At 73.3% G+C, this 23,031-nt stretch carries 19 protein-coding genes; 13 read left to right on the forward strand and 6 right to left on the reverse strand.

The annotated features are described in order from the left end of the window. Window positions 1–21 precede the first annotated feature (21 nt). From ABZ725_RS36245 to cobI, 7 genes are read left to right on the forward strand one after another with little or no spacing between them, the layout of a single operon-like run. A complete protein-coding gene (locus ABZ725_RS36245; protein ID WP_358806658.1) occupies window positions 22–987 on the forward strand; it encodes a cobalamin biosynthesis protein in 966 nt (321 codons plus the stop codon). Next, window positions 984–2,495 carry a cobyric acid synthase gene (locus tag ABZ725_RS36250; protein WP_358806659.1) on the forward strand — a complete coding sequence of 504 codons (1,512 nt, stop codon included), beginning with the start codon at window positions 984–986 and terminating at the stop codon, window positions 2,493–2,495. The genes ABZ725_RS36245 and ABZ725_RS36250 overlap by 4 nt, the downstream gene beginning before the upstream one ends. Beyond that, window positions 2,492–6,145, forward strand: a complete 3,654-nt coding sequence (gene cobN, locus ABZ725_RS36255) for a cobaltochelatase subunit CobN (RefSeq protein WP_358806660.1) — start codon at window positions 2,492–2,494, stop codon at window positions 6,143–6,145. Before ABZ725_RS36250 ends, cobN begins: the two co-directional genes overlap by 4 nt. After that, window positions 6,142–8,151, forward strand: a complete 2,010-nt coding sequence (locus ABZ725_RS36260) for a putative cobaltochelatase (protein ID WP_358806661.1) — start codon at window positions 6,142–6,144, stop codon at window positions 8,149–8,151. Before cobN ends, ABZ725_RS36260 begins: the two co-directional genes overlap by 4 nt. Continuing rightward, window positions 8,151–8,750, forward strand: coding sequence for a cob(I)yrinic acid a,c-diamide adenosyltransferase (gene cobO / locus ABZ725_RS36265; RefSeq protein ID WP_351908366.1), 600 nt, complete (start codon window positions 8,151–8,153; stop codon window positions 8,748–8,750). The genes ABZ725_RS36260 and cobO overlap by 1 nt, the downstream gene beginning before the upstream one ends. A 4-nt stretch (window positions 8,751–8,754) precedes the next feature. Then, window positions 8,755–10,164, forward strand: a complete 1,410-nt coding sequence (locus ABZ725_RS36270; RefSeq protein ID WP_358806662.1) for a cobyrinate a,c-diamide synthase — start codon at window positions 8,755–8,757, stop codon at window positions 10,162–10,164. Beyond that, a complete protein-coding gene (cobI, locus tag ABZ725_RS36275) occupies window positions 10,149–10,910 on the forward strand; it encodes a precorrin-2 C(20)-methyltransferase (protein WP_358806663.1) in 762 nt (253 codons plus the stop codon). Before ABZ725_RS36270 ends, cobI begins: the two co-directional genes overlap by 16 nt. Window positions 10,911–10,936: 26 nt before the next feature. Here the strand turns inward: cobI and ABZ725_RS36280 are convergent, their stop codons facing one another. After that, entirely contained in the window at window positions 10,937–11,665 is a 729-nt protein-coding gene (locus ABZ725_RS36280) for a ZIP family metal transporter (RefSeq protein ID WP_351908372.1), read from the reverse strand. Window positions 11,666–11,775: 110 nt separating this feature from the next. On the opposite strand from ABZ725_RS36280, the gene cobM reads away from it, so the two are divergent. Genes cobM through cobC form a run of 6 tightly spaced genes read left to right on the forward strand, consistent with a single transcriptional unit; the run spans window position 11,776 to window position 18,180 of the window. After that, entirely contained in the window at window positions 11,776–12,594 is an 819-nt protein-coding gene (cobM, locus tag ABZ725_RS36285) for a precorrin-4 C(11)-methyltransferase (protein ID WP_358806664.1), read from the forward strand. Beyond that, window positions 12,591–13,856 (forward strand): precorrin-6y C5,15-methyltransferase (decarboxylating) subunit CbiE, encoded by a 1,266-nt coding sequence (gene cbiE, locus ABZ725_RS36290; protein ID WP_358806665.1) that lies wholly within the window; start codon window positions 12,591–12,593, stop codon window positions 13,854–13,856. Before cobM ends, cbiE begins: the two co-directional genes overlap by 4 nt. Beyond that, the gene (gene cobJ / locus ABZ725_RS36295) at window positions 13,853–15,556 is read left to right on the forward strand and encodes a precorrin-3B C(17)-methyltransferase (RefSeq protein ID WP_358806666.1); all 1,704 of its coding nucleotides are present in this window, start codon (window positions 13,853–13,855) and stop codon (window positions 15,554–15,556) included. The genes cbiE and cobJ overlap by 4 nt, the downstream gene beginning before the upstream one ends. 23 nt (window positions 15,557–15,579) lie before the next feature. Continuing rightward, complete coding sequence (locus ABZ725_RS36300; protein WP_358806808.1) at window positions 15,580–16,167, forward strand: precorrin-8X methylmutase; 588 nt, start codon at window positions 15,580–15,582, stop codon at window positions 16,165–16,167. Beyond that, window positions 16,164–17,096, forward strand: coding sequence for a sirohydrochlorin chelatase (locus ABZ725_RS36305; protein ID WP_358806667.1), 933 nt, complete (start codon window positions 16,164–16,166; stop codon window positions 17,094–17,096). The genes ABZ725_RS36300 and ABZ725_RS36305 overlap by 4 nt, the downstream gene beginning before the upstream one ends. Further along, a complete protein-coding gene (cobC, locus tag ABZ725_RS36310) occupies window positions 17,086–18,180 on the forward strand; it encodes an Rv2231c family pyridoxal phosphate-dependent protein CobC (protein WP_358806809.1) in 1,095 nt (364 codons plus the stop codon). Before ABZ725_RS36305 ends, cobC begins: the two co-directional genes overlap by 11 nt. Window positions 18,181–18,255: 75 nt before the next feature. Here the strand turns inward: cobC and ABZ725_RS36315 are convergent, their stop codons facing one another. From ABZ725_RS36315 to ABZ725_RS36335, 5 genes are all read right to left on the reverse strand, one after another. After that, a complete protein-coding gene (locus ABZ725_RS36315; protein ID WP_358806668.1) occupies window positions 18,256–19,239 on the reverse strand; it encodes an SCO1860 family LAETG-anchored protein in 984 nt (327 codons plus the stop codon). Between the two features lie 196 nt (window positions 19,240–19,435). Further along, on the reverse strand, window positions 19,436–20,527 hold the full coding sequence (locus ABZ725_RS36320; protein ID WP_358806669.1) for an amidohydrolase family protein: 1,092 nt from the start codon (window positions 20,525–20,527) through the stop codon (window positions 19,436–19,438). A 21-nt stretch (window positions 20,528–20,548) separates the two neighbouring features. Then, complete coding sequence (locus tag ABZ725_RS36325; protein WP_358806670.1) at window positions 20,549–21,343, reverse strand: amino acid ABC transporter ATP-binding protein; 795 nt, start codon at window positions 21,341–21,343, stop codon at window positions 20,549–20,551. Next, window positions 21,340–22,173, reverse strand: coding sequence for an amino acid ABC transporter permease (locus ABZ725_RS36330; RefSeq protein ID WP_351908392.1), 834 nt, complete (start codon window positions 22,171–22,173; stop codon window positions 21,340–21,342). The genes ABZ725_RS36325 and ABZ725_RS36330 overlap by 4 nt, the downstream gene beginning before the upstream one ends. Continuing rightward, the gene (locus ABZ725_RS36335) at window positions 22,170–23,021 is read right to left on the reverse strand and encodes an ABC transporter substrate-binding protein (RefSeq protein WP_358806671.1); all 852 of its coding nucleotides are present in this window, start codon (window positions 23,019–23,021) and stop codon (window positions 22,170–22,172) included. The genes ABZ725_RS36330 and ABZ725_RS36335 overlap by 4 nt, the downstream gene beginning before the upstream one ends. Window positions 23,022–23,031: the final 10 nt, after the last annotated feature.

Consider the following 23,031-nt stretch of genomic DNA (forward strand, 5'->3'; position numbering starts at 1 on the left):
ACCCCACGGCCGGCTGAGCCCGTGCGTGCCGATCGCGTCTTCGCGTACGGCGCCGCCGCCGGCCTCCTCGGCGATCTGTTCCTCGGCGATCCCCGCCGAGGGCATCCGGTCGCCGCCTTCGGGCGGGCCGCGGGTGGCGTGGAGCGGGTGTTGTGGCGGGATCATCGGGGGTGGGGCGCCCTGCACACCCTGGTGTGCGCCGGGAGCGCCGTCGGGCTGGGGGCTGCCGCCTCGCGCGGCGGACGGTCCTCCGCCGCCGTCTCCGTCGTCCTCACCTCCGCCGCCACCTGGGCCGTCGTCGGGGGCTCCTCCCTCGTCCGCGAGGCGCGGGGCATCGGGCGGGCCCTCGAAGCGGGTGACGTCGACGCCGCGCGGGAGCGGCTGCCGCATCTGTGCGGGCGGGATCCGCAGGCGCTGGACGCGGACGGGATCGCCCGGGCCGTGGTGGAGTCCGTCGCCGAGAACACCTCCGACGCCGTCGTGGGGGCGCTGGTGTGGGGGGCCGTCGGCGGGGTGCCGGGGCTGGTCGGGTTCCGGGCCGTCAACACCCTGGACGCCATGGTCGGGCACCGGTCTCCGAGATACCTGCGCTTCGGGTGGGCCTCCGCTCGGCTCGACGACCTGGCCGGGTGGCCGGGGGCCCGGCTGACCGCTGTGCTCGCCGCCGTGGCCGGGGACGATCCGCGCGGGGCCGTTCGGGCCTGGCGGGCGGACGCGGGCAGGCATCCCAGTCCCAATGCCGGGCCCGTCGAGGCGTCGTTCGCCGGGGCGCTCGGCGTGCGGCTGGGCGGGACCCTGTCGTACGGCGGCCGGGTCGAGCACCGGCCCGTGCTCAACGCGGCGGCCGGGCGGCCCGTCGTCGCCCGGGACATCGAACGTGCCGCGCGGCTCTCCCGCCGGGTCGGCCTCCTCGCGCTCGGCGTGACCGTCGCCGCGCGCGCTCTCGCCACGACGGTGAACGCGAAAGCGAAGGGGCGTACTTCATGACGGGCGGCGGTCTTCTGGTCGCCGGCACGACCTCCGATGCCGGCAAGAGTGTCGTCACGGCCGGGATCTGCCGGTGGCTGGTGCGGCAGGGGGTGAAGGTCGCGCCCTTCAAGGCCCAGAACATGTCCCTGAATTCGTTTGTGACGAAGGAAGGCGCCGAGATCGGGCGGGCGCAGGCCATGCAGGCCCAGGCCTGCCGGGTCGAACCGACCGCGCTCATGAATCCCGTGCTGCTGAAGCCGGGCGGCGAGCAGAGCAGTCAGGTCGTGCTGCTCGGGAAGCCCGTCGGGGAGATGAGCGCCCGCGGCTATCACGGGGGACGGCAGCAGAGACTCCTGGGAACCGTTCTCGACTGTCTCGCCGAGTTGCGGGGCACGTATGACGCGGTGATCTGTGAGGGGGCCGGTTCTCCCGCCGAGATCAATCTTCGGCGGACCGACATCGTCAACATGGGGATCGCCCGGAATGCCGGGCTTCCCGTCCTCGTCGTCGGCGACATCGATCGTGGCGGGGTCTTCGCGTCCTTCTTCGGGACCGTCGCGCTCCTCTCCCCCGAGGATCAGGCACTCGTCGCCGGGTTCCTCGTCAACAAGTTCCGGGGGGATGTGAGCCTTCTGGAGCCGGGCCTGGACATGCTGCTCGGGCTCACCGGGCGGCGGACCTACGGGGTGCTGCCGTTCCGGCACGGGCTCGGGATCGACGAGGAGGACGGGCTTCGGGTGTCGCTGCGCGGGACCGTGCGGGAGTCGAACGTCTCCCCGCCCGTCGGCGAGGACGTGCTGCGGGTCGCCGTCTGCGCGGTCCCCCTCATGTCCAACTTCACCGACGTGGACGCGCTGGCCGCCGAGCCGGGCGTCGTCGTGCGGTTCGTGGACCGGCCCGAGGAGCTCGCCGACGCCGACCTCGTCGTCGTCCCCGGCACCCGGGGCACGGTCCGGGCCCTGGAGTGGCTGCGCGAACGCGGCCTCGCCGAGGCCCTGATGCGCAGGGCCGCCGAGGACCGGCCGATCCTCGGCGTCTGCGGCGGCTTCCAGATCCTCGGCGAGCACATCGAGGACGAGGTCGAGAGCCGGCAGGGTCACGTGGAAGGTCTCGGACTCCTTCCGGTCCGGGTGCGGTTCGCCCGGGAGAAGACCCTCACCCGGCCGGTGGGGGAAGCCCTCGGCGAGGTGGTCGAGGGGTACGAGATCCACCACGGGGTCGCCGAGATCCTGGGCGGAACCGCCTTCCTGGACGGCTGCCGGGTCGGCCAGACCTGGGGCACGCACTGGCACGGCTCGCTGGAGTCGGACGGCTTCCGGCGGGCGTTTCTGCGCGAGGTGGCGGCCGCCGCGGGCCGCCGGTTCGTGCCCGCCCCCGACACCTCTTTCGCCGGGCTGCGCGAGGAGCAGCTCGACCGGCTCGGCGACCTGATCGAACAGCACGCGGACACCGACGCGCTCTGGCGGCTCATCGAGTCGGGCGCGCCGCAAGGACTGCCTTTCATTCCACCGGGAGCGCCCGCATGAGCACAGTGTTGTTGTTGTCGACCGCCGACACCGATCTGTTGGCGGCCCGGGCCGCTTCCGGCGCCGACTACCGGATCGGCAACCCGACCCGCATCGGCGTCGCGGACGAGTTGCCCGCTCTCCTGGACGGCGCCGACCTCGCCGTCGTCCGGCTGCTCGGCGGGAAGCGGGCCTGGGAGGACGGGCTGGCCGCGCTGAAGGCGTCCGGCATCCCGACCGTGCTGCTGGGCGGCGAGACCGTGCCGGACGCGGAGTTGATGGCCGAGTCCTCCGTGCCGGCCGGCGTGGTGGCGGAGGCGCTGCGGTATCTCGTCGAGGGCGGGCCGGCCAACCTGACCGAGCTGGCCCGGTTCCTGTCCGACACCGTGCTGCTGACCGGCGAGGGGTTCGTCGAGCCGCAGAAGATGCCGGAGTACGGCGTGCACGGCGAGCGGCCGTCTCTCGACGGGCGGCCGACCGTCGGCGTGCTCTTCTACCGGGCCCACGAGCTCAGCGGCAACACCGGATTCGTGGACACCCTGTGCGACGCGATCGAGTCGAAGGGCGCCAACGCCCTCCCCGTGTACTGCGGTTCGCTGCGCGGCGCGGACCCCGCGCTGTACGAGATCCTCGGCCGGGCCGACGCCCTGGTCGCCACCGTCCTCGCCGCCGGCGGCACGCACGCCTCGCAGGCCTCGGCCGGCGGCGACGAGGAGGCCTGGGACATCGGGGCGCTCGCCGACCTCGATGTGCCGGTGCTGCAGGGCCTTTGCCTGACCTCGTCGCACGCCGCGTGGATGGCGTCCGACGCGGCCGTGTCCCCGATGGACGCGGCGATGCAGGTCGCCATCCCCGAGTTCGACGGGCGGCTGATCACGGTCCCCTTCTCCTTCAAGGAGCAGGGCCCGGACGACGTTCCCGTGTACGTCGCCGACCCCGAGCGGGCCGCACGCGTCGCCGGAATCGCCGTACGGCACGCGCAGTTGAAGCACAAGCCGAACGCCGAGAAGAAGCTGGCGCTCGTGTTCACCGCCTATCCGACCAAGCACTCGCGGGTCGGCAACGCGGTCGGACTCGACACCCCGGCGTCCGCGGTGCGGGTGCTCGACGCGCTGCGGGACGCCGGATACGCGGTCCAGGGACACCCGGACAACGGCGACGAGCTGATCCACCGGCTCATCAACGCCGGTGGCCACGACGTCGAATGGCTCACCGAGGAGCAGCTGGCCGCCGCTCCCGCGCGGGTGCCGCTCGCCGACTATCAGGCGTGGTTCGACCAGCTCGACCCGGAGTTGCGCAGCGGGATGCTCCAGGCGTGGGGCGAGCCGCCGGGCAGCCTGTACGTCGACGGGGACGACATCGTGTTGGCCTCCCTGCAGTTCGGGAACGTCGTCGTGATGATCCAGCCGCCGCGCGGCTTCGGCGAGAACCCGATCGCGATCTACCACGACCCCGACATGCCGCCGTCGCACCACTACATGGCCGCCTACCGCTGGCTGGACAACAGCTTCGGCGCGGACGCCGTCGTCCACATGGGCAAGCACGGCACGATGGAATGGCTGCCCGGCAAGGGACTCGGGCTCAGCGGCGGCTGCGCCCCGGACGCCGTCCTCGGCGAACTCCCGCTCATCTACCCCTTCATCGTCAACGACCCCGGCGAGGGCACCCAGGCCAAGCGGCGCGGGCACGCCACGGTGGTCGACCACCTCGTGCCGCCGATGGCGCGCGCCGACACCTACGGCGACCTGGCCAAGCTGGAGCAGCTCCTCGACGAGTACGCGCTCGTCTCCGACCTGGACCCGACCAAGGCCCCGGCCGTGCGGGCGCAGATCTGGACGCTGGTGAAGGCCGCCGAGCTGCACCACGACCTGCATGTGGACGACCAGCCGGACGACGAGGCCTTCGACGAGTTCGTCATGCACATCGACGGCTATCTGTGCGAGATCAAGGACGTACAGATCCGGGACGGCCTGCACATCCTCGGCGGCGGTCCGGTCGACGAGGCGCGGGTGAACCTCGTGCTGGCCGTGCTGCGGGCCTCGCAGGTGTGGGGCGGCACGGCGAACGCCCTGCCGGGGCTGCGGGCCTGTCTCGCCGAGCACTTCGGCCTGGTGGAGAAGGAGCTGCTGGCCGAGCCGGGCGCGCCGGTGAAGGCGCCGGTGGAGCTGACCGACCTGGTCGAGGGTCCGGCCCGTTCGGCCGCCGACGCCATCGACCTGCTGGAACAGCTGTGCCGCCGGTTCGCGGAGGGCATGGAGGAGCGGGGCTGGGCGACGGCCGCGGTCCCCGCGCTGGTACGCGAGGTCGTCGGGGTCGAACTCCCGGACGCCGTCGCGGTGCTGGAGTTCGCCTGCACCGAGGTCGTGCCGCGGCTGGCGAAGACGACCGACGAGATCGACCACATCCTCAAGGCCCTCAACGGCGGTTACGTCCCGGCGGGCCCGTCCGGCTCGCCGACCCGCGGGCTGGTCAACGTGCTCCCGACCGGCCGCAACTTCTACTCCGTCGACCCCAAGGCCATTCCGTCCCGGCTGAGTTGGGAGGTCGGGCAGGCGCTCGCCGACTCCCTCGTCCAGCGCTACCTCCACGACACCGGGGAGTATCCGAAGTCCGTCGGCCTGACGGTGTGGGGCACGTCCGCGATGCGCACCCAGGGCGACGACATCGCCGAGATCCTGGCGCTGCTGGGCTGCCGCCCGGTGTGGGACGACGCCTCGCGCCGGGTCACCGGCTTCGACGTGGTCCCCCTGGAGGAGCTGGGCCGGCCGCGCATCGACGTCACGGTCCGTATCTCCGGGTTCTTCCGGGACGCGTTCCCGCACGTCGTCGGGCTGATCGACGACGCGGTGCGGAGGGTGGCCGAGCTGAACGAGCCCGTCGACCAGAACTTCGTGCGCGCCCACGTCGACGAGGACGCCGCCGAGCACGGCGACCGACGGCGCGCGACGGCCCGTATCTTCGGCTCCAAGCCGGGGGCGTACGGGGCGGGGCTGCTGCCGCTGATCGACGCCCGCAACTGGCGCTCCGACGCGGACCTCGCCGAGGTGTACGCCGTCTGGGGCGGCTACGCCTACGGGCGCGGGCTCGACGGGCGGGCGGCGCGCGGGGACATGGAGACGGCGTTCAAGCGGATCGCGGTCGCGGCGAAGAACGTCGACACCCGCGAACACGACCTCGTCGACGCCGACGACTACTTCCAGTACCACGGCGGCATGGTCGCCATGGTCCGGCATCTGACGGGGGCCAACCCCGAGGCGTACGTGGGCGATTCGGCGACCCCGGACCATGTGAAGACCCGCACGCTCGGCGAGGAGACGCACCGGGTGTTCCGTGCCCGGGTGGTCAACCCGCGCTGGATGGCGGCCATGCGCCGGCACGGCTACAAGGGCGCCTTCGAGATGGCGGCGACCGTCGACTACCTCTTCGGGTACGACGCCACCGCCGGGGTCGTCGACGACTGGATGTACGAGAAGCTCAGTGCCGAGTACGTGTTCGACCCGGAGAACCAGGACTTCATGAAGAAGTCCAACCCATGGGCGCTGCGGGGCATCACCGAGCGGCTCCTCGAAGCCGCCGACCGCGGGCTGTGGGCGGAGCCGGACGCGGACACGCTCGAGCGGCTGCGCGCCACCTACCTGGAGCTCGAAGGCGATCTGGAGGGCGACAGTTGAGTACCCCGTTCCCGTTCACGGCCGTGGTCGGTCAGGACGATCTGCGGCTCGCGCTGCTGTTGAACGCCGTGTCCCCGGCGGTCGGCGGTGTGCTGGTGCGCGGCGAGAAGGGCACCGCCAAGTCCACGGCCGTGCGGGCGCTTTCGGCGTTGATGCCCACGTTGGACGTCGTCTCCGGGTGCCGGTTCTCCTGTGATCCCGGCTCCCCCGACCCCGCCTGCCCGGACGGGCCGCACGAGCCGGGGGCGTTCGAGTCCCGGCCGGCCCGGATGGTCGAGCTGCCGGTCGGCGCGTCCGAGGACCGGCTGGTCGGCGCGCTCGACATCGAGCGGGCGCTAGCCGAGGGCGTGAAGGCGTTCGAACCCGGGCTGCTGGCCGACGCGCACCGCGGCATCCTGTACGTCGATGAGGTCAACCTGCTCCACGACCATCTCGTGGACCTGCTGCTGGACGCCGCCGCGATGGGCGCCTCCTATGTGGAGCGCGAGGGTGTCTCCGTCCGGCATGCGGCGCGGTTCCTGCTCGTGGGGACCATGAACCCCGAAGAGGGCGAGCTGCGGCCGCAGTTGCTCGACCGGTTCGGGCTGACCGTCGAGGTGGCCGCCTCGCGGGAGCCCGACCAGCGGGTCGAGGTGGTGCGCAGGAGGCTCGCGTACGACGACGATCCGGAGGGCTTCGCGGCGCGCTGGGCCGACGAGGAGTCCGCCGTACGGGCGCGGATCGTGGCGGCGCGGGAGCTGTTGCCGTCCGTGCGGCTCGGCGACGGGGCGCTCCGGCAGATCGCGGCGACCTGTGCGGCCTTCGAGGTGGACGGCATGCGCGCCGACATCGTGATGGCGCGGACGGCGGTCGCGCTGGCCGCCTGGGCCGGGCGGACCGACGTGCTCGCCGAGGACGTACGGCAGGCGGCGCTGCTGGCGCTGCCGCACCGGCGGCGGCGCAACCCCTTCGACGCGCCCGGCATGGACGAGGACAAGCTGGACGAGACGCTGGAGCAGTTCGCGGGCGAGGACGAGGACCCCGATCCCGACCCTGATCCCGGCGGGCCCGGCGGCGGGGACGGCGGGCAGCCGCCGCCGTCCGACGGGGACGGCCCCGAGGGCGGTGACACCGCCGCGCGGCCCGAGGCCGGGGAGGGCGGGGAGCCGCAGCCCTCCGGCGCCGGGGAGCAGTCCGCCGTGCGGGCCGCCGAGCCGTTCCGTACGAAGGTGCTGAGCGTGCCCGGGATCGGCGAGGGGGCCGCGGGGCGGCGGTCGCGGGCGCGGACCGAGCACGGACGGACCACCGGGGCCCGGCGGCCGCAGGGGGCGCTCACCAAGCTGCACCTGGCGGCGACCGTGCAGGCCGCCGCTCCGCATCAGCGGGCGCGGGGCCGGTCCGGGCGCGGGCTGGTGATCCGGCGGGACGATCTGCGGCAGGCGACCCGGGAGGGGCGGGAGGGCAACCTCGTGCTGTTCGTCGTGGACGCGTCCGGGTCGATGGCCGCCCGGCAGCGGATGAGCGCCGTGAAGGGGGCGGTGCTGTCGCTGCTGCTCGACGCGTATCAGCGGCGGGACAAGGTGGGTCTGGTGACGTTCCGGGGGGCGGCGGCCGAGGTCGCGTTGCCGCCGACCTCGTCCGTCGACGCGGCCGCCGTCCGGCTGGAGTCGCTGCCCACCGGCGGGCGGACGCCGCTGGCCGCCGGGCTGCTCAGGGCGCATGACGTGCTGCGGGTGGAGCGGCTGCGCGATCCCGCGCGGCGGGCGCTGGTCGTGCTGGTCACGGACGGGCGGGCCACCGGTGGGCCCGAGCCGGTCGCGCTGGCCGGTCGGGCGGCCCGGCTGTTCGCCGCGGAGGGCGTCGCGTCCGTGGTCGTCGACTGCGAGTCGGGGCCGGTGCGGCTGGGGCTCGCGGCGCAGGTCGCGGGTGAGCTGGGCGGCAGCGCGGTGACGCTCGACGAACTGCGGGCGGAGTCGATCGCCGGGCTGGTCAGGGACGTTCAGGGGACTTCGAGGAGGGCCGCGTAATGCCGCAGGGGCAACCGAGTGTGGTGCCGGACGACGGGCTGACGACGCGTCAGCGACGGAACCGGCCGCTCGTCGTCGTGCACACGGGCATCGGCAAGGGCAAGTCGACCGCGGCCTTCGGGCTGGCGTTGCGCGCCTGGAACCAGGGCTGGCCCATCGGGGTGTTCCAGTTCGTCAAGTCGGCTAAGTGGAAGGTCGGCGAGGAGAACGCGCTGCGGGTGCTGGGCGCCTCCGGCGAGGGCGGGTCCGTCGACTGGCACAAGATGGGCGAGGGCTGGTCCTGGGTGCAGCGGGACTCCCAGATGGACAACGAGGAGAAGGCCCGCGAGGGCTGGGAGCAGGTCAAGCGGGACCTCGCCGCCGAGACGTACAAGCTGTATGTGCTCGACGAGTTCGCGTACCCGATGCACTGGGGGTGGGTGGACGTCGACGAGGTGGTGGAGGTGCTGCGGGAGCGGCCCGGGACCCAGCATGTGGTGATCACCGGGCGGAACGCGCCCGAGAAGCTCGTCGAGGTCGCGGATCTGGTGACGGACATGTCCAAGGTGAAGCATCCGATGGACGCCGGTCAGAAGGGGCAGAGGGGCATCGAGTGGTGACGCCGTGCTGACCTCCCCCTCTTCCGTCCCTCGGCTGGTCATCGCCGCGCCCTCGTCCGGGAGCGGGAAGACCACCGTCGCCACGGGGCTGATGGCCGCGTTCGCCGCGCGGGGGCTCGCCGTGTCCCCGCACAAGGTCGGGCCGGACTACATCGACCCCGGGTATCACTCACTCGCCACCGGGCGGGTGGGGCGGAACCTCGACGCGTATCTGTGCGGGCCGGAGCTCGTCGCTCCGCTGTTCCTGCACGGGGCTCGGGGGTGTGACATCGCCGTCGTCGAGGGGGTGATGGGGATGTACGACGGGGCCGCGGGGGAGGGTGAGCTGGCGTCCACCGCGCATGTGGCGAAGCTGCTGCGGGCGCCGGTGGTTCTCGTGGTCGACGCGTCGTCCCAGTCGCGGTCGGTCGCCGCGCTGGTGCACGGGTTCGCTTCGTGGGATCCGCAGGTGCGGGTCGGGGGCGTGATCCTGAACAAGGTCGCCTCGGACCGGCACGAGGAGTTGCTGCGGGAGGCGTTGGAGTCGGCCGGGGTGCCCGTGCTGGGCGCCTTGCGGCGCGCGCCGCAGGTGTCCACGCCCTCTCGGCACCTCGGGCTGGTTCCTGTCGCCGAACGGCGGGGGGCTGCGGTCGACTCCGTCGGGGCGATGGCGGCGCAGGTGTCGGCCGGATGTGATCTGGAAGCGTTGCTGGGGCTGGCGCGGAGTGCGGGTGCGTTGTCGGGTGCGGCGTGGGATGCGGCTGCGGTTGTGGGGGCTGCCGCCCCCAGGCCCCCGCTTCGGCCCGAAGGGCCTCGTCCTCAAGCGCCGGACGGGCTGGTGATCGCCATCGCCGGAGGTGAAGCGTTCACCTTCTCCTACGCCGAGCACACCGAACTCCTGACCGCCGCCGGCGCCGAAGTCGTCACCTTCGATCCGTTGCGCGACGAGTCCCTCCCGGAGGGCGCCGCCGGGCTCGTCGTCGGGGGCGGTTTCCCCGAGGTGTACGCCGCCGAGCTGTCCGCCAACGAGCCCCTGCGCAAGTCCGTCGCCGCCCTCGCGGAGTCCGGCGCTCCCGTGGCCGCCGAGTGCGCGGGCCTGCTGTATCTGTGCCGGGAGCTGGACGGGCAGCCGATGTGCGGTGTGCTGGACGCGACCGCGCGGATGGCCGAACGGCTCACCCTCGGCTATCGGGACGCCGTCGCCGTGAGCGACAGTGTGCTGGCACCGGCCGGGACGCGGATGCGGGGGCACGAGTTCCACCGGACGGTCGTCGAGCCGGGGGCTGGTGCGGCCCCCGCGTGGGGGGTGCGTACCCCCGAGCGGCGGGTCGAAGGCTTCGTACAACAAGGTGTGCACGCGAGTTATCTGCACACGCACTGGGCGTCCGAGCCCGGTGTGGCCCGTCGGTTCGTGGAGAGGTGCCGGACGTCATGAGCAGCATGAGCAGCGTGGGCAGCAGGCTGGTCGGGGTCGGGGTGGGGCCCGGGGATCCGGAGCTGGTGACCGTCAAGGGCGTGAACGCGCTGCGGGCCGCCGAGGTCGTCGTCGTGCCCGTGATGGACAGCGGTGAGCGGGGGCGGGCCGAGGCCACGGTGCTGCACTACGTGCCCGAGGACAAGGTGGTCCGGGTCGTGTTCGCGCTGAACGAGCGGTCCGACCGGGCGCGGCGGGAGGCCGCGTGGGACGCCGCCGGGGAGCGGGTCGCCGAGTTGTTGCGGCAGCACGGGAGCGTCGCCTTCGCGACCATCGGCGACCCCAACGTGTACTCCACGTTCACCTATCTCGCGCAGACCATCCTGGGCGCGGTGCCCGAGGTCGTGGTCGAGACCGTCCCGGGCATCACCGCCATGCAGGATCTGGCCGCGCGGTCGGGCGCCGTGCTGACCGAGGGCACCGAGCCGTTGACGCTCGTGCCGGTGACCGCGGGGTCGGCGGTGCTGAAGGACGCGCTGGCCGGGCCGGGGACGGTCGTCGCGTACAAGTTCGGGCGGCAGGCCGCCGAGGTCGCCGAGGCGCTGCGGGAGACCGGGCGGCTCGGGGACGCCGTGTGGGGGTCGGCGCTCGGGCTGGCGGACGAATCCATTCGGTCGGCCGAGGAGTTGGACGGGGAGCCGCTGCCCTATCTCTCGACGCTCATCGCGCCCGCGCGGCGGGACGGCGGTCGGGGCGGCAAGCTGTGAGACCGGGGATGGCGAGGGCTCGGGTCTCAAGCGGCCAGGCCCACCACCAGCCAGATGAAGGCCGCGCCCGCGATCGTGCACAGCACGGTCGAGCGGGCGGGGTGTTCGTGGTGGGCCTCGGGGAGGATCTCGGCGGCCGCCAGGTACAGCAGTGCGCCGCCGAAGAAGCCCAGATAGCCGCCGAGCAGTTGCTCCGGGATGGTGACGAAGGCCGTCGAGGCCGCGCCGACGACCGGTGCGGCCGCGTCCGCGACCAGCATGGCCTGGGCCTTGCGGCGGGCGTTCCCGTAGAGGCTCGTGATCGTGTAGGTGTTGAAGCCGTCGGCGAAGTCGTGGGCGATGACCGCGACCGCCACGGCGGCGCCCATGCCGCCGCCCACCTGGAAGGCCGCGCCGATCGCGATGCCGTCCATGGCGCTGTGGCCGACCATCGCCGCGGCCGCCGTCAGGCCCACCTCGGGGGTCCGGCCGTCATGCTCCTCGGCGCCGTGGGCGGCCTGGCGCACCGCCAGCAGGCGTTCCACCAGATGGGCCAGCAGGAAGCCCGCCACGAAGAGCAGCAGCGCGGCCGGGACGCCGAAGACCTCGGTGCCGGCCGCCTCCAGTGCCTCCGGCAGCAGGTCCAGGCCGACCACGCCCAGCATCAGGCCGCCGGCCAGGCCCAGCACCAGGTGGCGGCGGTCGGTCACGCGTTGTGCCGTCCAGCCGCCGGCCAGCGTCATGAGGAACGCGCCGAGCGCGACGAAGACCGCCATAGGCCCTTGCTATCCGATGAACCCCCGATCGCGCACATCCGGCCACGGCCCTGACATCCGTTACGACCCGTTGCGACCCGTTGTGATCTGCTAAGAGAGGACCTGAATCCATGGCCGATGCCCCCACCGGCAAGGTGACCTTCGTCGGTGCCGGCCCCGGCGCCGCCGACCTGCTGACGTTCCGTGCCGCGCGTGCCATCGCGGAGGCCGACATCGTGATCTGGGCCGCGAGCCTGGTCCAGGCGGAGGTTCTCGAACACGCGCGCGAGGGTGCGGAGATCCTCGACTCGGCGACCATGTCCCTGGAGGACGTCGTCGCCGTGTACGAGCGGGCCCGGCGGGAGGGGCTCAAGGTCGCCCGTATCCACTCCGGCGACCCCGCCCTGTGGGGCGGGACCCAGGAGCAGCTCGACCGGTGCCGGGAGATCGGCGTCGGCACCGAGATCGTCCCCGGCGTCTCCTCCTTCTCGGCCGTCGCGGCGCTCGCCCAGCGGGAGCTGACGATCCCCGAGGTCGCACAGTCCGTCGTCCTCACGCGGCTCGGCGGCGGCAAGACGCCGATGCCGCCCGGCGAGGAGGTGCGGGAGTTCGCCAGGCACGGCACCACCATGGCGATCTTCCTGTCGGCGGCCCGCAGCGGGCAGCTGGTGCGGGAGCTGCTGGAGGGCGGCTATCCGACGGCCACCCCGGTCGTCGTCGCCTACCAGGCGACCTGGCCGGAGGAGCTGGTCGTGAAGTGCACGATCGAGACGCTGGAGGAGACGGTCAAGGAGCACAAGCTCTGGAAGCACACCCTCTTCCTGGTCGGCCCGGCCCTCGACGCGCACGGCACCCGCTCGCACCTCTACCACCCCGGTCACTTCCACGGCTATCGCAAGGCCGACCCGCAGGCCCGCCGGGCGCTGCGCGAGCGGGGTGCCAGTACGTGATCACGGTCATCGGGACCGGCACGGGTGCGGCCCCGCCCGGCCCGGAGCAGCTGACCGGCGCCGAGCTGGTCGTCGGCGGACGGCGGCACCTGGACGCCGTGCGGGTCCCCGAGGGCGCCGAGCGGATCGTCCTCGGTCCGCTCGCTCCCGCCCTCGACACGATCGAGGAGTACGACGCGAAGGACCGGGCCGTGGTCGTGCTGGCCTCGGGCGACCCCGGGTTCTTCGGGATCGTGCGGGCGCTGGCCGAGCGGTTCGGGGCGGCGCGGCTGGAGGTACGGCCCGGGGTCTCCTCCGTGGCCGCAGCCTTCGCGCGGCTCGGGCTGACCTGGGAGGACGCCGTCGTCGTCAGCGCGCACGGGCGGGATCCGCGGACGGCCGTCAACGTCTGCCGGGCGCATCCGAAGGTCGCCGTCCTCACCGGGCCGGGCGCCGGGCCCGCCGAGCTGGGGGCCGCCCTCGCCCGTAGCGCGCCCGGGCGGGCGCTCGTGGTCGCCTCGGCCCTCGGCGACCCGGAGCGCGAGCGCGTCGAGCGGGTCTCCCCCGCCGACGCGGCGGCCCGCGACTGGGGGACGGCGGTGAGCGTCGTCCTGTGCCTGGACGAGACGCGCGTGCTCGGTCCCGTGCGGACGCTGGCCGGGGCCGGGGGCGGCGACCGGCCGGCCGGGTGGGCGCTGGACGAGGGCGACTTCGCGCACCGCGACTCGATGATCACCAAGTTCGAGGTGCGGGCGCTGGCCCTGGCCCGGCTCGGGCCGCGCACCGGCGACCTGGTCTGGGACGTGGGGTCGGGGTCGGGGTCCGTGGCCGTGGAGTGCGCACGGCTCGGCGCCGCCGTCAGCGCGGTCGAGAAGGCGGCGGACGGGGTCGGACGTGTCAGGGCCAACGCCCTCGCCCACGGCGTCGACGTGCATGTCGTCCATGGCACCGCGCCGGACGCGCTCGCCGAACTCGACGATCCCGACGCCGTGTTCGTCGGGGGCGGGGGGCGCGAGCTGCCCGACATCGTCGCCGTGTGCGCGCGGCGGGCCCGACGGACGGTCGTGGTCGCCATGGCCGCGCTGGACCGGGTGCCCGCGGTGCGCGGCGCGCTCGCCGACGCCGGGTTCGGCTGCGACGGGGTGCTGCTGCAGTCCTCGCGGCTCGCACCGCTGCCGGGCGACGTGACCCGGCTCGCGGCCACCAATCCCGTGTTCCTGTTGTGGGGCGCCAGAAGCCCCGTCGACACAAAACCCGTTGAACGAGAAGGAGTTGCTCAGTGATCGGCCTCATTTCCGCCACCGCGGCGGGGGCGGCGGCACGCGACCGGCTGGCCGCGGCGTGGCCGGACCGCACGCGCGTGTACGACGGCCGCGCGTACGACGGCGTCGGGGACGCCGTACGGCGGGCGTTCGCGGAGTGCGAGCAGCTCGTGTGCTTCCTGGCGACGGGGGCCGTCGTACGGCTCGTCGCGCCGCTGCTGTCCGACAAGGCGTCCGACCCGGGTGTGGTGTGCGTCGACGAGGCCGGGCGGTTCGCCGTCTCGCTGGTCGGCGGGCACGAGGGCGGCGCCAATGAACTCGCCCTCGCCGTGGGTGGGTTGCTGGGCGCCGAGCCCGTGGTGACCACGGCCACGGACGCCGTCGGCATCCCCGGCCTGGACACCCTCGGCCTCCCGGTGGAGGGCGATGTGGCCGGCGTGACACGGGCCCTGCTGGACGGGGAGCCGGTCGCGCTGGCCGCCGAGACGCCGTGGCCGCTGCCGCCGGTGCCGTTCGCGGAGCGCGGGGCGTACACCGTGCGGCTGACGGATCGGGCCGTCGAGCCCGATGCGCGGGAGGTGCTGCTGCGTCCGCCGTCCCTGGTCGTGGGGGTCGGCGCGTCCAAGGGTGCTCCGGTCAATGAGGTGCTCGCCCTGGTCGAGGGCGCGTTGCGGGACGCGGGACTGTCCGTCCGCAGTCTCGCCGAGCTCGCCACCGTGGACGCCAAGCGCGACGAGCCCGGCATCGTGGAGGCCGCCGCGCGGCTCGGGGTGCCCGTGGTGACGTACTCCGCCGAGGAGTTGGCCGGCGTCGAGGTGCCGAACCCGTCCGACGCGCCGCTCGCCGCCGTCGGCACCCCGTCCGTCGCCGAGGCCTCCGCACTCGCCCGGGGCGGTGAACTCCTCGTCCCCAAGCGGAAGTCGCAGCGGACGGACGGGCAGCCGGCGATGGCGACCTGTGCCGTCGTACGGCGGCCGGGGCGCGGGCGGCTCGCGGTGGTCGGGCTCGGGCCCGGCGCGCGGGACCTGCTCACCCCGCGCGCGAAGGCGGAGCTGGAGCGGGCCGCGGTGCTCGTCGGGCTCGACCAGTACGTGGACCAGATCCGCGACCTGCTGCGGCCCGGCACCCGGATCCTGGAGTCGGGGCTCGGGGCCGAGGAGGAGCGGGCCCGCACAGCCGTCGAGGAGGCCCGGCGCGGACAGGCCGTCGCGCTGATCGGCAGCGGGGACGCGGGCGTGTACGCGATGGCCTCCCCCGCGCTCGCCGAGGCGTCCGACGACATCGACGTGGTGGGCGTGCCGGGCGTGACGGCCGCGCTCGCGGCCGGGGCGATCCTCGGTGCGCCGCTCGGCCACGACCATGTGTCCATCAGCCTGTCCGACCTGCACACGCCGTGGGAGGTCATCGAGCGGCGGGTGCGGGCGGCGGCCGAGGCGGACATCGTCGTCACCTTCTACAACCCCCGCTCCCGGGGCCGCGACTGGCAGCTCCCCAAGGCGCTGTCGATCCTCGCCGAGCACCGGGAGCCGACGACGCCCGTGGGCGTCGTGCGCAACGCCTCCCGGCCGGACGGCACCAGTCGGCTGACCACGCTCGCGGAGCTCGACCCGGCGTGGGTGGACATGATGACCGTCGTGACCGTGGGCAACACGGCGACCCGGGACATCGCGGGACGCATGGTGACCCCGCGCGGCTACCGCTGGCAGGAGGAGCCCAAGTGAGCCCTGTGGACCGTGTGGACCGTATGGACCGCGTGATTCATCCGATCGAGGAGGAGTCCTACCGGCGGCTGCGCGCCCGGCTGGACACCTCGCACTTCCCGCCGTTGACCCGGGCGGTCGTGGAGCGGGTCGTCCACTCCGCCGCCGATCTGGAGTACGCGAGCGATCTCGTCCTGGACGAGGGCGAGTTGGCGAAGGCGCACACCGCGCTGCACGCCGGGGCGCCCGTGGTCGTGGACGTCGAGATGGTGGGCGCCGGGATCACCCGGCGGGAGACCGTCTGCCGTCTCAAGGACGCCGTGGCCGGGCCGGGGCTGACCCGTTCGGCGCACGCGATCCGGCTCGCCTACGAGCAGGTCGGCCCCGGCGCCCTCTGGGTGATCGGCAACGCGCCGACCGCGCTGGAGGAGTTGCTGACCCTGGACGCGGCCCCGGCCCTCGTCATCGGCCTGCCCGTCGGCTTCGTCGGCGCGGTCGAGTCCAAGGCCGCGCTGCGCGAGAGCGGGCTGCCCGCCGTGAGCAACGTGTCCGAGAAGGGCGGCTCGGCGGTCGCCGCCGCCGCGCTCAACGCCCTGCTGTACCACCCCGTTTCCACCGAGGAGAAACCGTGACCACCCCGCCCCCGCCCGCCCTGCTCATCGCCGGCCACGGCACCCGGGACGAGGCCGGAGCCGAAGCGTTCCGCGACTTCGTACGGGAGCTCGGGCGCCGCCACCCCGAACTGCCCGTGGCGGGCGGCTTCATCGAGCTGTCCCCGCCGCCGCTGGGCGACGCGGTGACGGAGCTGGTGGAGCGCGGCGTACGGCGGTTCGCCGCCGTCCCGCTGATGCTGGTGTCCGCCGGGCACGCCAAGGGGGACATCCCGGCCGCCCTCACCCGCGAGAAGGAGCGGCACCCGGGGATCTCCTACACCTACGGCCGTCCGCTGGGCCCGCACCCGGCGCTGCTGAACGTGCTGGAGCGACGGCTGGAGGAGGCGCTGGGCACCGTCGGGCGCACGCCGGACGACCTGGCCGACGTCACCGTGCTGCTGGTCGGGCGCGGCTCGACGGACCCGGACGCCAACGCCGAGGTCCACAAGGCCGCCCGGCTGCTGTGGGAGGGGCGCGGATACGCGGGCGTGGAGACGGCGTTCGTGTCGCTGGCCGCGCCGGACGTGCCGAGCGGCCTCGACCGATGCGTGAAGCTGGGCGCGCGGCGGATCGTCGTCCTGCCGTACTTCCTGTTCACCGGGATCCTGCCGGACCGGGTGCGGCAGCAGACCGAGGGGTGGGCGGCCGCGCATCCGGAGGTCGAGGTGCGGTCGGCGGACGTCATCGGTCCCGAGCCGGAGCTGCTCGACCTGGTGATGGAGCGGTACCGGGAGGCCGTCAAGGGCGATCTGCGGATGAACTGCGACTCGTGCGTGTACCGGATCGCGCTGCCGGGCTTCGAGGACAAGGTGGGGCTGCCGCAGCAGCCGCACTTCCACCCGGACGACGACGGCCACCATGACCATCACGGGCACCACCACCACGGCGGACACGCCCATGCCCACTGACCACGCCGCCGAGCACACCACCGGGCCCACCACCGGACACGACCTGCGTCACCACGGGGACTCGGAAGTCCGGGACGACGGGGCCGAGTTGATCGACCTCGCGGTCAACGTCCGTGCGGACACACCCCCGTCCTGGCTGCGCGAGCACATCGCCGGCTCGCTCGGCTCCCTGGCGGCCTACCCGGACGGGCGGGCCGCGCGGGCGGCGGTCGCGGCACGGCACGGACTCCCGGTGCAGCGCGTGCTGCTGACGGCGGGCGCGGCCGAGGCGTTCGTCCTGCTCGCCCGCGCACTGAAGATCCGTCAGCCGGTCGTGGTGCACCCGCAGTTCACCGAGCCCGAGGCGGCGCTGCGGGATGCCGGCCACACCGTGGGCCGGGTGCTGCTGCGGGAGGAGGACGGCTTCCGGCTCGACCCGGCGGCCGTCCCCGAGGACGCGGACCTGGTCGTCATCGGCAACCCGACGAACCCGACGTCGGTCCTCCACCCGGCGGAGACGATCCGGCGACTGGCCCGGGTCGGGCGGACCCTGGTGGTCGACGAGGCTTTCATGGACGCGGTGCCGGGCGAGCGGGAGGCCCTCGCCGGGCGGACGGACGTGCCCGGTCTGGTGGTGCTGCGCAGCCTGACCAAGACCTGGGGGCTGGCGGGGCTGCGGATCGGCTACGTCCTCGCCGCGCCGGAGACGATCGAGGAACTGGAGCGGGCGCAGCCGCTGTGGCCGGTGTCCACGCCGGCGCTGGCGGCGGCGGAGGCGTGTGTGGCGCCGCGGGCGCTGGCGGAGGCCGCGCACGCGGCGCACCGGGTCGCCGCCGACCGGGCGCATCTCGTCGCCGGTCTCGAGGAGTTCGCCGCCGACGGGGTGCGGGTCGTGGGACCGGCCGACGGTCCCTTCGTCCTCATACGGCTGCCCCGGGCCGCCGCCGTCCGCCGGCATCTGCGCAACCTGGGGTTCGCGGTCCGGCGCGGGGACACCTTCCCGGGGCTGGACGAGGAGTGGCTGCGGCTGGCGGTCCGGGACCGGGCGACGGTGAACCGGTTCCTTCAGGCGCTGGACCAGGCCCTGGCGCTGACTCGGGCGTGAGGAGACTGAGGGGATAGGGCGGGGCCGCGGACATCGGGGGGACATTCCGGTGTCCGCGGCCTGCGGCTCGTCCGGTCAGCCTCGGCGGCGGGCCAGCACCGCCGCTCCCCCGCCCGCGAGCAGCAGCGCCGCCGCGCCGCCCGCGATGTACGGGGTCGCCGAACTGCCGCCGGTCTGCGCCAGGTCCGCCTGTGCGGGCGCGCTCTGGGCCTTGACGTCACCGGCGGGGGCGGCTCCCGGCTCGGCGGCCTGCTCCTGCGGCTGCTCCTGCGGCTGTTCCTGCTCCTGCGTCTGCTCCTCTTCCTGTTCCTGGTCCTGTTCCTTCACCGGGGGTGTCTCACAGGTGGCCTTCGCGAGGGTCAGGGTGCCGGTGACCTCGGCGACGTTGAGGCTCAACGGGTTGACGGAGACGGTGAGTTCGAGGGCGGTCGCGGCGGCCGTGCGCGTGGTGGTCTCCCGTTGGGAGAGGTCCAGGCGGACCTCGCCCACGCCCGGCACCTTCACGTCCGTCGTGCCGCCCGCGCTCACCGACACCTTCTTGCCCAGGACCGTCACCGAGCCGAGCAGGTTGGAGGCGGCGACCGGGGCCTTGCCCGCCTCGCAGGTCGCCTTCGAGGTGACCGTGCCGACCTCGATGAGGGAGAGCAGCGGGAGGCCGGGGACGTGCAGCCTGGCGTGAGCGAGGCGGGTGGAGGCCTCGGCCTTCGTGTCGTCGACCGTCGCCTTGGCCTCGGCGACGTCCGCGCGCAGGACGCTGAAGGGCTTTCCGCCGTCGACGCCGTTCAACTCGGCCGTCAGCGCGGTCTTTTCGGCGCTCTGCGGCGCCTGCACCTCGTTGAGGGAGACGGCGAGCGGAACGTCGACGGTCTTGTCGAGCAGGGCCACGTCCAGGCCGGTGCGTAGGACGGACGCGCTCGCGCGGCCCTGGCCGTCGGTCGCGTGGGCGGTGCCCGCACCGGCCAGGGCCGCGGGACCTGCGGCCAGGGCCGTGGCCGCCGCCACGGCGGCGACGCGCCGGGTACGGGCGCGTGCGGGCATGCGGAAGGTGTTGCCGTTCAAGGGTGGGACCCCCAGAAGAGACGCTTCGGGACCTCGCAAGAATCGCGTACGAAGGGTGAACGGTCAGCAGGCCGACGCGAGTTCACTCCAACGTGAGTTTTCCGTGCACATCTTCGAATCCCCCAGCACGTACGTTCTCCACATTCCCCCGCGCCCCACGCCCCTCGCGCCCTCGCGCCCCCACGCCCCGGTGCCCTCAGCCCACCACCCGCCCGTTGAGGACCACCCGGCGCGGCGCCGCGAGCACGCCCACGTCCGCGCGCGGGTCCGTCTCGTAGACGACGAGGTCCGCCGGGGCGCCCTCCTCGAGACCGGGGCGTCCGAGCCACTCGCGCGCGCCCCACGTGGTCGCCGAGAGCGCCTCCAGCGGCGGGATGCCCGCCGTCACCAGTTCCGCGACCTCCGCGGCGACCAGGCCGTGCGGCAGCGTGCCGCCGGCGTCCGTGCCGACGAAGACCGGGATGCCGGCGTCGTAGGCGGCGCGGACGGTGTCGTAGCGGCGCTCGTGGAGCCGGCGCATATGGGCCGACCAGTTCGGGAACTTGGCCTCGCCGCCCGCCGCGAGCTGCGGGAACGTCGCGATGTTCACGAGGGTGGGGACGATCGCGACACCGCGCTCGACGAACAGCGGGATCAGGTCCTGCGTCAGGCCCGTCGCGTGTTCGATGCAGTCGATGCCGGACTCGACCAGGTCGCGCAGCGAGTTCTCGGCGAAGCAGTGGGCGGTGACGCGCGCACCGAGGCGGTGGGCCTCGGCGATCGCCGCCGCGGCCGCCTCCCGGGGCCAGCTGGGGGTGAGGTCGCCGGCCTCGCGGTCGATCCAGTCGCCGACCAGCTTGACCCAGCCGTCGCCGCGCTCGGCCTCCCGGGCGACGTAGGCGACCAGGTCGTCGGGCTCGATCTCGTGCGCGAAGCCGCGGATGTAGCGGCGGGTGCGCGCGATGTGCCGACCCGCCCTGATGATCTTCGGGAGGTCCGCGCGGTCGTCGACCCAGCGGGTGTCCGAGGGCGAGCCGGCGTCCCGGATCAGCAGGGTGCCCGCCTCGCGGTCGGTCAGCGCCTGCTTCTCGGCGACGCCCGGCTCGACCGGGCCGTGCGGCCCGAGACCCACATGGCAGTGGGCGTCGACCAGGCCGGGCAGCGCCCAGCCCGCGACGGTCCGGACGTCGCGGGCGCCGACGGGACGGTCGTAGGAGATCAGCCCGTCGACGACCCACAGCTCGTCGCGGACGTCGTCGGGCCCGGCCAGCACCCGGCCCTTCACATGCAGCACCGCGTGAACGCTCATGCACCGCACCCTAGTGACCGGCTAGTCGCTCTTGCCCACCTGGTCCGAGGTCTCCTCCTCCACCTCGGCCATCGCCGGGTCGAGGAGGCGGGAGAGGAAGTGGCGGGTGCGCTCGTGGCTCGGGGCGCCGATGACCTGAGCGGGCGCGCCGTCCTCGACGATCACTCCGCCGTCCATGAAGACGACCCGGTCGGCGACCTCGCGGGCGAAGGTCATCTCGTGGGTGACGACCATCATCGTCATGCCCTCGTTGGCGAGCATCCGCATGACGGCCAGGACGTCCCCGACCAGCTCGGGGTCGAGCGCCGACGTCGGCTCGTCGAACAGCATCACCTCGGGGCCCATGGCGAGGGCCCGGGCGATCGCGACGCGCTGCTGCTGGCCGCCGGAGAGGGAGGCGGGGTAGGCGTCCGCCTTCTCCGCCAGGCCCACGCGTTCGAGGTTCTCGGCGGCCACCTTCGCCGCCTCCGCCTTGCCGCGCCGGAGCACCCGGCGCTGCGGCAGCGTGAGGTTCTCGGTCACCGACAGGTGCGGGAAGAGGTTGAACTGCTGGAAGACCATGCCGATACGGCGGCGGACGGCGTCGATGTCGACGTCGGGGTCGGTGAGTTCGGCGCCGCCGACGAAGACCTGGCCCTTGGTGGGCTCTTCGAGGAGGTTCACGCAGCGCAGCAGCGTCGACTTGCCCGAGCCGGACGGGCCGATCACGCACACGACCTCGCCCCGGCCGATCTCCAGGTCGATGCCGCGCAGCACCTCGTTGGCGCCGAAGGACTTGTGCAGTCCGCGTACTTCGATCTCTGCAGTGCTGCTCACTTGGTGGCCTCCTGGGCCTTGGCCTCCATACGGCGCACGACGAAGCCGAGCGGGATGGTCACCAGCAGGTAGCAGAGGCCGGCGACGAGGATGGGCGTGGAGTTGGCCGTCGTACTGGCCAGGTCGCGGCCGTACTTGGACAGTTCGCGCTCTTCCAGGGTCACGCCCAGGAAGAGGACCAGCGAGGAGTCCTTGAAGAGGAGGACCAGTTCGTTGGTGAGGGGCGGGAGGATGATCCGGAACGCCTGCGGGATGACGATCGAGATCATCGCCCGGGCCGGCGAGAAGCCCAGCGAACGGGCTGCCTCCAGCTGCCCCTTGGGGACGGCCTGGATGCCCGCGCGGATCGTCTCCGCCATGTAGGCCGCGGCGACCAGACCGAGGGCGAGGGCGACCTTGCCGTAGGTGCCGCCGACGATCTCCGTGCCCGGGAAGGCCAGCGGGACGGCCACGCCGATGAAGATGAAGATCAGCAGGGCGGGCAGACCGCGGAAGATCTCGATGTAGATCCCGGCCAGCCAGCGGTACGGGCCGACGGAGGAGAGCCGCATCAGCGCGATGACCATGCCGAGCGCCAGTCCGACGGCGAAGCCGGACACCGTGTAGAGCACGGTGTTCTTCAGCGCCAGCGTGATGACGTCCGGGAACATCTCCTTCGCGATGCTCCACTGGGCGAACTGGTTCTTCAGCCTGCCCCAGTCGGCCGAGGCCGCGAAGGCGATCACGGCCGCGACGAAGACGACGTACTGCGCGCCGCGCGAGAGGCGACGCTTCTGGCGTCGCGTCAGCCCCTTCCTCCTGGGCTGGAGTGGTACGTCCGTGGAGGTCATGACGCGGCGGGCGACGCGGCCGAGTCGTCGTACGGGCCGATCCACTTCTCGTACAGCGTCTTGTACGTGCCGTCCGACTTGGCCGCACCGAGCGCCTTGTTGATCGCGGCGAGGAGCCCCGCGTTGCCCTTCTTCACCGTGAAGCCGTACTGCTCACCGGTGTTGATGTTGTCCGCGACCTCGAAGGCGGCCGCGTTCGCCTTGTCCTTCAGCCAGCCCTGGACCACCGGGTAGTCGATGACGACGGCCTTGACCTGACCGGAGCGCAGACCGTTGAGGACCGCGTCGGAGGACTCGAAGGAGACCGGGTCGAAGCCCTCCTTCTTCGCGTAGTCCTCGCCGGTGGTCTGCGCCTGGGTGCCGAGCTTGGCGTTCTTGGACTTCACGTCGGCGAGCGAGGTGAGGCCGGCCTTCTTGTCGACCAGGAGGGCCTGGGTGGCCTCGAAGTAGGGGTCGGAGAAGTCGACGTTCTTCTTGCGCTCGTCGGTGATGGTCATGCCGGCCGCGGCCACGTCGCACTCGCCCGAGTTGAGGAAGGCGCCGGTCTTGAAGTTCTCGAACGGCGTGTCGAGGATCTCCTGCTTCACGCCCAGGTCCTCGGCGACGAGGTCGATGAGCGACACGTCGAAGCCCTGCACCTTGCCGTCGATCTCCGACTGGAAGGGCGGGTAGGGCAGGTGGGTGCAGGTGGTGAGCTGGCCCGCCTTGACGAGCTCGACCCCGCCGGCGGCGGTCTTGGAGCCGCTGCCACCGTCGTCACTGGAGGTACAGGCGGACACGAGCAGCAGCCCGGCCGTCGCGGTGGTGGCGGCCAGAACGCGGGTCCGGCGCCCGGAGAGGGTGTTCACGGCGGGCCTT

It is taken from the genome of Streptomyces sp. NPDC006872 (assembly GCF_040635845.1).
Lineage (GTDB): Bacteria > Actinomycetota > Actinomycetes > Streptomycetales > Streptomycetaceae > Streptomyces.

Bases quoted from the DNA above. Each gene is read 5' to 3' on its own strand.
- ABZ725_RS36250 (WP_358806659.1), top strand. From the start codon at position 984: ATGACGGGCGGCGGTCTTCTGGTCGCCGGCACGACCTCCGATGCCGGC.
- cobN (WP_358806660.1), top strand. From the start codon at position 2,492: ATGAGCACAGTGTTGTTGTTGTCGACCGCCGACACCGATCTGTTGGCG.
- cobO (WP_351908366.1), top strand. From the start codon at position 8,151: ATGCCGCAGGGGCAACCGAGTGTGGTGCCGGACGACGGGCTGACGACG.
- ABZ725_RS36280 (WP_351908372.1), bottom strand. From the start codon at position 11,665: ATGGCGGTCTTCGTCGCGCTCGGCGCGTTCCTCATGACGCTGGCCGGC.
- cobM (WP_358806664.1), top strand. From the start codon at position 11,776: ATGGCCGATGCCCCCACCGGCAAGGTGACCTTCGTCGGTGCCGGCCCC.
- ABZ725_RS36300 (WP_358806808.1), top strand. From the start codon at position 15,580: ATGGACCGCGTGATTCATCCGATCGAGGAGGAGTCCTACCGGCGGCTG.
- cobC (WP_358806809.1), top strand. From the start codon at position 17,086: ATGCCCACTGACCACGCCGCCGAGCACACCACCGGGCCCACCACCGGA.
- ABZ725_RS36320 (WP_358806669.1), bottom strand. From the start codon at position 20,527: ATGAGCGTTCACGCGGTGCTGCATGTGAAGGGCCGGGTGCTGGCCGGG.
- ABZ725_RS36330 (WP_351908392.1), bottom strand. From the start codon at position 22,173: ATGACCTCCACGGACGTACCACTCCAGCCCAGGAGGAAGGGGCTGACG.